Source organism: Chitinophaga filiformis, assembly GCF_023100805.1.
Classification (GTDB): Bacteria; Bacteroidota; Bacteroidia; order Chitinophagales; family Chitinophagaceae; genus Chitinophaga; species Chitinophaga filiformis_B.
Genome location: NZ_CP095855.1, coordinates 7,183,045 through 7,195,823, shown reverse-complemented (window position 1 = coordinate 7,195,823; position 12,779 = coordinate 7,183,045). Strand labels below are relative to the sequence as shown.

Annotated in this window: 7 protein-coding genes; all 7 read left to right on the top strand. The window is 46.5% G+C overall.

Annotated features, from left to right (window positions below; all coding sequences use genetic code 11):
• From MYF79_RS28110 to MYF79_RS28080, 7 genes are read left to right on the top strand one after another with little or no spacing between them, the layout of a single operon-like run.
• The gene (locus MYF79_RS28110) at window positions 1-972 is read left to right on the top strand and encodes a 2,3-diaminopropionate biosynthesis protein SbnB (protein WP_247811191.1); all 972 of its coding nucleotides are present in this window, start codon (window positions 1-3) and stop codon (window positions 970-972) included.
• Window positions 973-1,012: 40 nt separating this feature from the next.
• Window positions 1,013-1,990, top strand: a complete 978-nt coding sequence (gene sbnA / locus MYF79_RS28105; RefSeq protein ID WP_247811190.1) for a 2,3-diaminopropionate biosynthesis protein SbnA — start codon at window positions 1,013-1,015, stop codon at window positions 1,988-1,990.
• On the top strand, window positions 1,987-2,544 hold the full coding sequence (cysC, locus tag MYF79_RS28100) for an adenylyl-sulfate kinase (RefSeq protein WP_199652735.1): 558 nt from the start codon (window positions 1,987-1,989) through the stop codon (window positions 2,542-2,544). Before sbnA ends, cysC begins: the two co-directional genes overlap by 4 nt.
• 12 nt (window positions 2,545-2,556) lie before the next feature.
• Window positions 2,557-3,939, top strand: a complete 1,383-nt coding sequence (locus MYF79_RS28095) for an FAD/NAD(P)-binding protein (RefSeq protein ID WP_247811189.1) — start codon at window positions 2,557-2,559, stop codon at window positions 3,937-3,939.
• A 3-nt stretch (window positions 3,940-3,942) separates the two neighbouring features.
• Window positions 3,943-4,269 carry a helix-turn-helix domain-containing protein gene (locus MYF79_RS28090; RefSeq protein WP_199652733.1) on the top strand — a complete coding sequence of 109 codons (327 nt, stop codon included), beginning with the start codon at window positions 3,943-3,945 and terminating at the stop codon, window positions 4,267-4,269.
• A gap of 32 nt (window positions 4,270-4,301) precedes the next feature.
• The gene (locus MYF79_RS28085; protein WP_247811188.1) at window positions 4,302-5,693 is read left to right on the top strand and encodes a serine hydrolase domain-containing protein; all 1,392 of its coding nucleotides are present in this window, start codon (window positions 4,302-4,304) and stop codon (window positions 5,691-5,693) included.
• A gap of 10 nt (window positions 5,694-5,703) precedes the next feature.
• Window positions 5,704-12,777 carry an amino acid adenylation domain-containing protein gene (locus MYF79_RS28080; RefSeq protein WP_247811187.1) on the top strand — a complete coding sequence of 2,358 codons (7,074 nt, stop codon included), beginning with the start codon at window positions 5,704-5,706 and terminating at the stop codon, window positions 12,775-12,777.
• The last annotated feature ends 2 nt before the right edge of the window (window positions 12,778-12,779 follow it).

Here is a 12,779-nt window from a genome sequence, read left to right as displayed (position 1 = left end):
ATGTTGTACCTGAACAAAGATGCAATAGAATATATAGGCATCCAATGGAAAAAGCAGCTTGGAGTGATACGCGATACCCTGCATGTGATGAAGGATGCGGATGTGGCACAACCTGTAAAACCATACCTGCGCTATCGTAATGTAATAAACCGCATTATCGCCATGCCTGCATATGTTGGAGGCAATATATCCATGGCTGGTATCAAGTGGATCGCCAGTTTTCCGGGTAACCTGAAAAAGGGGCTGCAGCGCGCCCATTCCGTTACCATCCTGAATGAGGCTGATACCGGCATACCGCTTTGCATATTCAACACCGCACTTATCAGCGGTATACGTACGGCCGCCGTTTCAGGTGTGTTGCTGGATGAATACCTGCAGCTGAGGCCCATGAAAAATAAGCTGCGCATTGGTATCACCGGGTTTGGGCCCATCGGGCAGCTACACCTGCAGATGCTGGGTGCAGTAGCAGAAGGGCGGGAACTGGATATACGCATATTTGATCTGCAGGGCGTAGATGAAACACGGATACCAACGCATTTAAAAGACAAGGTTACCATCTCAGACAATTGGGAAGCTGCATACGAGAATGCGGACATATTTATTACCTGTACAGTTTCTGCAAAGCCATATGTAAACCTGCCACCGAAACCGGGTTCATTGCAGTTGAATGTATCTCTCCGGGACTATGTGCCTGCATACAGGAATTGGGTGAATATGATAGTGGTGGATGACTGGGAAGAGGTATGCAGGGAGAATACAGATATTGAGAATATGCACCGGACCACCGGGCTCGGGGAGAGCGACACTGTGACACTTACAAATGTTATCTGTGATCACCTGCTCGACAACCTTGATCCGGAAAGTGTGATCATGTTTAACCCCATGGGAATGGCCGTTTTTGATATTGCCATTGCCAGTCATTACTACCACCTTGCTATGGAACAAAAAGCAGGCGTGCTGCTGGAAGATTAACCCTTTCTCCACGTATACCCATACATCAAAATTTACAAAAATGTTGGACAAACTTAAATCGGTACAACCTTTTATTGGTAATACCCCCTTGCGTAAGCTCTCTGTTGAGGGATTGCATGTGGACCTGTATGCCAAACTTGAATTCGGGAATTTTGCCGGCAGTATTAAGAGCCGCCCTGCCTTTCATATCCTCTACAAGGCTATTGAAAATGGCATTATAGATCAGAATAGTACCATTGTGGAATCCAGTTCCGGCAACTTTGCCATTGCACTGGCGATGTTCAGTAAGCTTTTAGGAATAGATTTTATCCCGGTAATAGATCCCAATATTAACCCCGGATATGAGCAGTTGCTCAGGTACCTGTGCAGGAAAGTGATCAAGGTGACCAGGCAGGACGAAACCGGCGGTTACCTGCTCACAAGACTGGCAGTAGTACATGACCTCTGCGAAACCCAGCAAAATGTTTTCTGGCCGAACCAATACGAGAACAAACACAATGCCCAGGCCTACTATCAATTTATGGGTAAAGAGATCGCTGACAGTTTTGAGCAGCTGGATTATGCTTTTATTGGCGTCAGCTCCTGTGGTACCATTGCGGGACTATCCAAAAGACTGAAAGAAGAGTTTCCCGGCATCAGGATCATTGCCATTGATGTAGAAGGCTCTGTGATCTTCATGCAGAAACCGCAAAAAAGGTTTATTTCCGGTATAGGATCCAGTATAGTCCCCCCGCTGGTCAACCATGCAGAGATAGACGAAGTTATTCACCTGCCACAGACGGATATTATCGAAGGCTGTCATGAGTTGGTAGATGAGCACATGCTGTTTGCAGGGGCCTCTTCCGGAGCCTCCTATGGTGCCGTGAAAAAGTACTTCAAAGAACATCCGCCAACCGGCAACATGCCTAAAGTGGTTTTCATCTGTCCTGACAGAGGTGATGCCTATCTTGATACTATCTATAATCAGGAATGGATAAAAGTAGTTGCTGATGCGCAATCCTTACAATATAGCTTATGAAAAAGGAAGGATTTACTATATGGCTTACCGGTTACAGCGGCGCCGGTAAAACAACCATCTCAGAGAAGCTCATAGAGGAATTGAAAGGAAGACAGTTGCCCAGTGAAATGCTGGATGGGGATGTTGTTAGAGAACACCTTTCCCAGGGATTATCCTTTTCGCGGAAAGACCGGGACACCAATGTACTGAGGATCGGCTTTGTGGCCGGCTTGCTTTCAAGGAACGGAGTGGCTGTGGTCGTATCTGCCATATCTCCTTATCGCAGTACAAGGAATATGGTACGGGAAAGAATAAACGGGTTCATAGAAGTGTACGTCAAATGCCCCATTGAGGAATGTGAGCGCAGGGACGTGAAAGGGCTTTACAGGAAAGCCCGTAACGGGGAACTGACGGCATTTACCGGCATAGATGATCCATATGAAGAACCCCTGGACCCGGAAGTTATCTGTTATACAGATATTGAAACTGTTAATGCCTCCGTGGAAAAGATCATTCAATACCTGGAAGTAGCCGCCTATATACCCCGGCTCGCTTTTGACAAAGCATACCTGTAAATAAAAAGGATTATGGAAAAGATCGTTATCATAGGAGGCGGGCTTAGCGGATACTTGCTGCTAATGAGCTTTCTGCGGTTCAATAAGAATGGAGGGCTACAGATAGTCATGCTTGAGAAAGAGCAGGTGGATCGCGTAGGTGTACCTTATGCTACAAAAAATGTTCATCATCTGCTTAACGTGCCTGCAGGCAATATGAGTGCTTTTGCAGAAATGCCGCATCATTTTACTGACTGGTTACTGAAGAAGGGCTATGACTTTGATCCTTCCTCATTTGTTCCGAGAACATTTTACCGGGATTATATTCTCGATACTTTCAATGAACTGATGAGGCACCGGCCCAATGGAACGAATGTGCAGTTGCTGCAGGCAGAGGCCGTGGATGTGGATATGCAGCACAAAGCTGTGCTGCTGAAAGATGGGGCACTGGTGTATTTTGATAAGCTTATCCTCGCTACGGGCACCTTTGCGTCAGCACATTTACCACTGAAGGATACCACTTACCAACAGTCGCCCAACTATTATCACTCTGCCTGGGAAGTCAATATCCCCGATCGTCTCCGCGGCGATGAAAGCATTTTTATCATCGGTACCGGCTTAACCATGACAGATACCCTGATCAGTTTGCATAATGCAGGACATAATGGAAAGATATATGCTTTGTCCAAGCATGGATTGTTGCCCGCAGTGCATAAGACGTGTAGTGTTTATCCATCATTCGGGGAAGAGATGGAAGGCCATAGCACAGCTTTGGGGATGTTTAAGACAGTCAGGAAACACCTGCAGACAGGAGCGGACTGGCGTGCAGTGATCGACTCACTGAGGCCTTTTAACCAGCGTTTATGGGCATCGCTGCCGGGTAGCGAGAAGCAGGCCTTTATCGAGCATTTACGTCACTGGTGGGATACGGCAAGGCATCGTATGCCTCCGTCCAGCGCCGACATCATCTTCCCGTGGCTATCGGAAGAGAAGGCGATTATAATGGGTGGCAGGATCGAAGAGATAGCGCTTGCGGAAGAGGGGCAGTTCAAAATTTCCTACCGGAAGAGACATACCAGGCATACGCAGCGCCTTGAAGCGCAGGTGATCATCAATTGTATGGGGCCGGCTACGGATTATAACCGGATACAACATGTACTGGTGAAGAATTTACTCCGGAAAGGCTTATTGATCACAGATGCCATGCGCCTGGGCGTTCAATGCCAGGAAGATGGTGCCCTGGTAAACAGTGATGGTATTACGTCCGGCTGTTTTTATACCATAGGCGCTCCTGCAAAGGGAGTATTATGGGAAACGACTGCAGTGCCCGAATTACGCGTACAGGCGTCAAACCTGGCAAATAAGCTGATGCAAGCTAACATAGCGCGATCAAACTATCATCATTTAACAATGTGAAATATGAAAATTGGAACCCAGATAAGGAAAATCCGCATTTGCCTAGGTATTAAACAGGATGAACTGGCTGCAGTGCTCGATGTTTCTCAATCCTACTTTTCAAAGATCGAGAGCAACCGTACGAGAATATATGTGGACGATCTTGTGAAAATAGCAGAATATACCAATACCCCGGTCGCCGAATTTTTTAGCACTGACAACAGCGAAATGCCTGTAAATGAAACCGCCCGCAGAGAGAAGATCCTGCAATTGCTCGCAGAGCAGAACAGGTACCTGCAATTATTGATGCAGGCGCAAAATCAGTATAAAGACAAGCAGGAGATGTTATAGTCATTGTTAATACACCCGCGAAATAAGAAAATATGAAAACCAGGAAAATAGTCTCTTTATGCCTTCTGACCTTATTGATCTCCGGACTAATTGTCCTGGTGATCTATTGTAATAAGATCCTGCCTATTGTGAATGGCTATAGCGCAAAGATGATGTGCTCTGAAGTATTTATCGGAGGACGGTCGCCTGCAGATGTATCCCAACAAGACCTGCGCTCATTTCCGCTGAGCCTCAGCACCTGTCAGGTTAATTATAAAGATTCATCGGTGACTGCATCCGTATGGGGACTGTACAGCCGGAAAGCCTTCTTCGTTTCGGGGCGCGGTGCTACACTTGTCAGTGAGCTGAGCGAAAATGATATCCGCAGGCAGGCATTTAGCCTGCCCCTCCGCCCATTGACAGACCGTCATGACATTGCGTGGCCACTTGGCGATAAAGTAGCAGATACGATTCCGCCGAATGTCGATACAGCAAAGATCAGGGAGGCGGTCGACTTTCTTTTTGCTGAGCAGAATACGAAACGGCTGAAGAAGACGAGGGCCGTGCTGGTAGTATATAAAGGGCAGATCATTGCGGAGAGATATGCACCTGGATTTACCAGCAGCTCCAGGTTGCTGGGCTGGAGCATGGCGAAAAGTGTGACCAGTGCTGTAATTGGACTACTGGTAAAGAAAGGGTTGGTTAACCCCGACACCTGCGTTGCTATCAATGAGTGGAATAATGAAAAAGATACCCGCCATGCAATTACCGTGAAGAACCTTTTACAACAATGCAGCGGCCTTTCTTTTGAAGAAAGCTATTCGAAGAGCGCAGACGCTACAATTATGCTGTACCAGAAAGCAGATATGGGGGCTTATGCAGCTCATTTACCGCTGGCAACAACCCCGGGTACAAAGTTCAGCTATACAAGCGGCAATGCAAATATCCTTTCGGATCTCATACGAAAGGTGGTGGGAATACATGATTATCATGCGCTGCCATACAGGGAATTGTTTTATAAGCTGGGAATGTACAATACTGTGTGGGAAACAGATGCATCAGGTACTTATGTAGGCTCCTCTTATATATATGCATCAGCCCGTGACTGGGCCAGGTTTGGATTGCTGTACCTGAATAAAGGATATTTTAATGATGAACAAATATTGCCGGCCAGTTGGATAGCGCAATCTGTAACTCCTGCTGCGGCACAGAACTTTGACCGCTATGGCTACCTGTTCTGGCTGAACACGGGAAAGAAGAAAGGAGCGGCCAACCGCGCATACCCGCATGCGCCTGATGATATGTACTATGCAAATGGGTTCCAGGGACAAAATGTATTTATTATCCCTTCGAAAGATCTTGTCATAGTGCGCATGGGATTAACGGTGGCAGGTGGCTATCGTGCAGACCAGTCACTAAATATGATCCTTCAGGCAATTCATTAAAATATAAGACATGCACGATACAGCGCTTTCAAAGAAATACATCACAGACTACTGGGTAGCAAAGGTCTTACCCGGTGAAAATAATATAGTACCTGCAGAACATGCCCGGAAGCACGCGCGCTATGATCACATCATCAGCGGGAAGGACATTCAGTATATTGTTTCCAGGACAAAAGGCAACCCCCTGTCGGAGTTTGTAATATATCATTCATTATATCATTCACTACTGAGGAAATATTTTCCGGCGTATCAGAACATTATTGTAACCCCCGACATTGAACATGGATCTTTCTGCGCCTTAAAAGAGCGCTATTTGTATTTCAAAACAGTTACTGCAAATGATAATACGCTCAGGGACATTACAGGACTGGTCAAGACAGAACTGCAGGAAGTGCTGAAGTTTAAGGACTATGATCCTGCCGTCCTGGAACAACGGCTGGCAGGACTTGGTCGATCATTGGCAGGCAACTTGCAGTACGGTTTTTCTTTTAGCCCTATCCATCCATATGCCGATCTGCTCCAGGTAGATAGGATCGGGATGCACATCGCGGTGAATGATCAGCATGACCTGCATATAACACTGACAAGCGACGTACGGGATGTAGCGCCTTTTATAGCAGACCAGTTTCTGCAACATTTCGGTGCATTGCTTACAAACCTCGAACAGCATATCAACACCAGGTACGATCAGCTGAGTTTATTATCTGATGCCGAACGGAATACCATCCTGGTTGAATTTAATAAAACGCAATATCCTTTTCCCGAAGAGAAAACAATAGTAGACATCTTTGAAGAGCAGGTGTTGAAAACTCCCAATGCAACCGCACTTGTTTATAAGGATAAAGTATATACCTATGCTTCTCTGAACAACGCTGCCAATAAACTGGCGCATTACTTCAAGACGCATTTTTCAATTCAGCCGGAGGAGATCATTGGATTAATGATACCTAAGTCTGATATAACCGTTATAGGAATATTAGCTATTCTGAAAGCAGGGGCAACCTATTTACCCATAGCCACAGATTACCCCGCACATCGTATCAGGTATATCATCGGTGACAGCAAGGTGAAACTATTGCTGACCCTTTCGGGAATTGAAATGGATGCAGCTGATGCTGGTATTACAAGGATAAATTATGACCTTATCGATCTCCGGCAGGAGCCTGAGCAAAACCTGGACATAAGCATCAGGCCCGTCCACCTTGCTTATATTATATACACATCAGGTTCAACCGGCCACCCCAAGGGGGTAATGATCGCACACCGGAGCAATGTAAATATGTCGCTGGACCAGATCCGCATATTTTCTGTAACGCAGCACGACAAGGTATTGTTATTCGCTCCGCTTTCTTTCGATGCATCAATCTCTGAGGTCTTTATGGCCCTGTATTGCGGCGCAGCGATCATAGTACCGGATGAGAAGATGATAAAGGATAAGGATGTCCTGATCCGTTATATGAAGGCAAAGGAAGTCAGTGTGGTTACTTTTCCCCCGAGCTTCCTGGATTTGCTGAGTGAAGACGATATAGAGGGCCTCAGGTGTATCATTACCGCTGGTGAGGCTGCCCGTCCGGCTAAAGCAGTTGCCACTGCACGTAAGGTGGCTTATTTTAACGCTTATGGACCTACAGAATGTGCAGTATGTGTTTCTACCTATCGGGTCGGTGATAAGGACCAGGATAGTGTGAACATTCCGATAGGGAAGCCCATTGCAAATCTTTCAGTATATATTCTTGATGACAGCCTGCAACCGGTACCTATCGGTATCATTGGAAAGATATATGTGGCCGGGGTGGGCCTGGCCAGGGAGTACCTGGGTAAACCTGAGATCAGCCGTGAGAAATTCATTGCCAACCCCTTTGCAGCGGGGGAAAGGATGTATGATACCGGCGATATGGGAAGATGGTTAAAGGATGGCAACATTGAATTTTACGGAAGAGCGGATGACCAGGTGAAAATAAGAGGCCACCGTATAGAGCCGGGAGAAGTTGAGGATGCGCTTTTCCGGGTTTCAAAGGCTATCACCCAGGCGGCTGTGATGGCCCGTACGGTAAAAGGAGAGATTTCGCTGGTAGCGTATTACGTTTCTTCAGAGCTCATTGATAAAGCCTGGTTAAGGCAGGAGCTCATGAAGCTGCTGCCGGACTATATGATCCCCTCTTTTTTTGTGAAGATCAAAGCGCTGCCGCTTACCCCCAATGGAAAAGTAGATAAAAAGGCTTTGCCGGATGTAAGCGGTCAGGATGTTATCAGGAAGGCCTATAGCGCTCCTGAAACGGAAACAGAACAACATTTGGCTGCTATCTGGCAGGAAATACTGGGCCTGGGGCAGGTGGGCGTTACCGACAATTTTTTTGAACTGGGAGGAAATTCCCTGATGATCACCCGTGTAGGATCGGCTATCAGGAATGACTTCTCAATAGATATACCTGTCAGTACCTTATTTGCAAATCCAACCATCAGGCTTTTAGGGCATTATATAAAGCAGCATGCTGTTAAGGCTGTGCTTCCCCATATCCTGCCGCAGGAACGTCCGGAAAAGATACCATTGTCTTTTTCACAGGAGCGCCTATGGTTGATCCATCAGCTGGAAGGTAGCCTTTCATATCACTTACCGGTCGTACTGCAGCTACAAGGAAAACTGGAAAAGGCCCTGCTTGAAAAAGCGTTTCTTGATTTGATAGAAAGACATGAAATACTGAGAACGGTGATCAGGTCAGAGAAAGGTGAGGCCTTCCAGGAGATAATAACAGCAGGTAACTGGCAGTTGCAATATATCCCGGCGTTTAAAGGCGCTTATGACACGCTTGTGGAAGAAGCGCTGCAAAAGCCTTTTGATCTCGCAAAGGACTATTTAATCCGTGTTTGCCTTTTGGCCATATCTGAACAGGAGCACATCCTGATCATTGTGATGCATCACATGATAGCAGATGGATGGTCCATGCCAATATTTGTACGGGAGCTGATTGAATACTACCAGGCTGAGAAAGAACAACGCATTCCGGCGCTGCAGCCGCTGGCGGTTCAATACCGGGACTATGCAGTATGGCAGCGGAAATACTATTCAGGATCGCTTTTGGATGGGAAGCTCGCTTACTGGAAGGATAGATTGAATGGAATGAAACCCTTGTCTCTTCCTGCTGATGCTGAAAGATATGGTGCAAGAGGAGAAGGAGGAAATACACTTTACTTCAGCATTGAAAAGGAGCTGACCCAACAACTGAAAGATCTGTCAGCGAGAGAGAATGTAACTCTTTTTATGACCCTGCTCACAGCTTTTAAAATATTACTATACCGCTATTCCGGCCATGAAGATATTGCAGTGGGCATTCCTGTAGCCAACCGTGGCCAACTGGAGATCGGGCCCCTGATCGGTTTTTTTGTAAATACGATTGTATTGCGCAGTAGCCTGGATGGACAAATTTCTTTCAGGGAAATGCTGGCCAAAGTGAAGGAAACTACACTGGAAGCATATAATTTCCAGGATGTGCCTTTTGAAAAAGTAGTTGGTAATCTGGAAAGAGACAGGAACTTTAACCAGGCAGACCTTTTCCAGGTATTGTTCGCACTGCAGAACAATGAGCGGGTAGACAAATGGACAACAGGAGATATCAATTTTTCTTTATTGCCTTTTGTGCAAAAGACCTGTCGCTTCGACCTGGCATTTAATATAACAGAAGAAGCACAGGGATTACAGGTTGCCATCCAATACAGTACTGAACTATTCCTGTCAGAAACGATAGACCGCCTTTTTGCGCATTACAGGACTTTGCTGCATGATGTTGTACGGCGTCCTGAAGGGAAATCAGCGGAGCTTACCATCCTTACAAAGGAAGAGCAGCAACAGCTTCGCTTCACGTTTAACAACTTTCAAAACAACTATCCGCGGGAGCAGACCATCGTCACATTATTTGAAGAGCAGGCCCTCCGCGTTCCTGATGCAACTGCTATTGTGTTTGGAGACAGATCGCTTACCTACCGCAAGGTAAAGGAAGCTTCCGACAGGCTTGCACATCGCCTGGTGGATCAAGGCGTTAAAAAAGGTGATATGGTGATCATCTGCCTGGATGATGCCATGGAGATGATGCTGGCAGGCATTTTAGGAATAATGAAGGCCGGTGCTGCATATGTACCTGTAGATACGGATTATCCTGCCGAAAGGATTGATTATATCATTGCAGATACGCAGGCCAGCGTGGCCGTAAGTAATAAGGCATGTACTGCATTGAACCATCATGCATCGTTGCAGGTGCTACGGATAGATGATGAAGTAACCTGGGATATACCTGCCGGGTCGCCGGCACTTAGTTTGGCGCCGGATGATACCCTTTATGTCATCTATACCTCAGGTTCCACCGGCCAGCCCAAGGGCGTGATGGTCACGCACCGCAACGTAGTGGACTATACCTTTGGGATTTTTTCCAAAACAACCATTAAGTCCAACGGCACTTTTGGATTGATGTCTACGATCTCCACTGATCTTGGAAACACAGTCATATTCAGCGCCATGCTTTCAGGAGGCAGTCTTCACTTGTTCCCGAAAGAGATGCTGACAAATCCGGGACGTCTCCATCAATATTTTAAAGACCATATTGTTGATTGTATCAAGATAGTACCTTCTTACTGGAAGACGCTTGAAACAGATGGAGCATTGCTGTTGCCCGCCCGGATGATCATATTTGGCGGGGAGGAGTTGAGTGGTGCGATCGTAAGGGCCATTCATAAAGCTGCACCCGGATTGACGATCATTAATCACTACGGGCCTACGGAGACAACCATCGGTAAATTGCTGCACGTAGTGGAACCCGGCAGGAATTACGGGTCAGTGCCGGTCGGACAGGTATTTTCAAACAGCCAGGCATATATAGTCGATAGCAACTTTTCGCTATGCCCGGTTGGCGTGTGGGGTGAGCTTTTAATAGGGGGCGATGGCGTAGCAAAAGGATATCTTAACAGGGAGGAGCTAACCCGGGAGCGGTTTATTGACAATATATTCAGCGGGAGCGGAAGGCTTTATCGTACTGGTGATAGCGTACGAAGGTTGGCCGACGGAAACATAGTGTTTAAGGGCCGCATTGATTCCCAGGTCAAAATAAGAGGTTACAGGGTGGAACCCGGAGAAATAGAAACTGTCATTCAGAAGCATAATGGTATCAGGCAATGTGCAGTGCTCGCAAAGCAGGATGTATTGGGGAATAATCAGCTGGTGGCCTATATAGTCACAACGCCCCACTATACGAGAGACGCGCTTCATTCCTTCCTGAAAGCGTGCTTACCCGCTTATATGATCCCTTCCCTGTACATAGAGTTGGAAAAAATACCACTCACATCTAATGGAAAGATTGATCGGCGTGCCTTGCCGGAACCGCAGGAAATACATAGCGCTGCTTCAGCAGCTGTACCTCCGCGTAATGAACTGGAACGGCAACTTGTAGCAATATGGCAGGATTTGCTGGGACGACAGCAGATAGGTGTGACCGACAATTTTTTTGAACTGGGCGGTAACAGTCTTATTGCCATCCGTTTGATCAACAGGATCGACCGGCAGTTGAACAGGACAATCGGATTGAAGGACATCTTCAATAATTTTGATATTCAGGGGCTGGCCGCTGTTATTGAGAAGCAGAAAGAAGATGGGCACCTGGTCATTCCAAAAGCATTGGAAAGGAACGATTATGAATTGTCTCCCAATCAAAGAAGGTTATGGATGGCTGCCCAGGTGCCGGGCAACGAAGCGTCATACAACATCTCAGGAGGATTAATGATAGAAGGCGAGGTGTCGATCCCCATATTGGAGCAGGCCTTCCGGCATCTTGTGCAACGGCATGAAAGTCTCAGGACCATTTTTATTATAGATGGAGCAGGACTGCCAAGGCAAAAAATATTGGCCACAGGGCTGACTAACTTTGAATTCGCATCATCCAATGAAATGTTTTCTGACGCGGCCGTACAGCAATTGATAAACAGGGAAAACAGTATTCCCTTTGAGCTTTATGATCAGCAGTTGTTTCGCTTGAAAGTACTGGCATTGCAGGAGAATAAGTATTTGTTGATGTTGATCATGCATCACATTATCAGCGATGGCTGGTCAATGGAACTACTTATCCGGGAGTGGATAGCAGTGTATTATGCGTTAAGCGCCGGGAAGGAGCCCATACTTCCATTTATTCATCTCCAATACCGCGATTTCTCAGAATGGGAAAATAGTTTTCTCCGCAGTGAGGCATTCGAAAACACAATCGCATATTGGAAGAGAAGACTGGATGGTGAGATGCCGGTTTTACATTTGCCGCTGTCCAATGGCAGGTCGGCCACTACATCTTCTGCAGGTAAAGGGTTTGTTTTTTCGGTAGATCTGTCATTGTATGAAGCTGTAAAGGAACTGGCTGTTGAAAAACGGACCTCCTTATTCTCCGTCTTACTGACAGCATTTAATGTATTGTTGTACCATGTCAGCCACCAGCGGCAAATTATGCTGGGTACCTCTGTTGCCGGTCGCAGGCACAGTGACCTGGAACCCGTGGTCGGTTTTTTTGTCAATACGATCGTCTTGAAGACATCGATAGATCCATCAGAGAAATTTGCCACCCTGCTGGAACGCAGCAGTAAAGAGTTGCTGGAAGATTTTGCCCACCAGGATATGCCGTTTGAAGAATTGGTTAATCATCTGTCCTATGAAAGGCAGCCCGGCCTTAATCCTTTTTTTCAGGCCAGGTTCGTACTGAATAATGACGGTGATGACGCTTTCCGTAAACTGGAGCAGGAACAATTGAAGGTGGCAAGGGTAGTGCCCGGGGAGATCAATTCTAAGTTTGACCTGAGCCTGGTGATGAGGTCTGGACAGAAACAGTTGTCGGGCACCGTGGAATACCGCTCGGCGCTTTTTAAGGAGGAGGTCATCCAATTAATTGTGGCAGCTTATATCCAATGTCTTGAAGCCGTAACGAAAGATCCGGATAGCACTGTTAGCGATCTTGATACTTATACCCCTGCATATAAGAAACAAATGGTTGACCACAAAAAAGGATTACAGCAGGACCTGCTTAAGAAAATGCAACATTTCAATAAGGCTAAAATCAAATAACC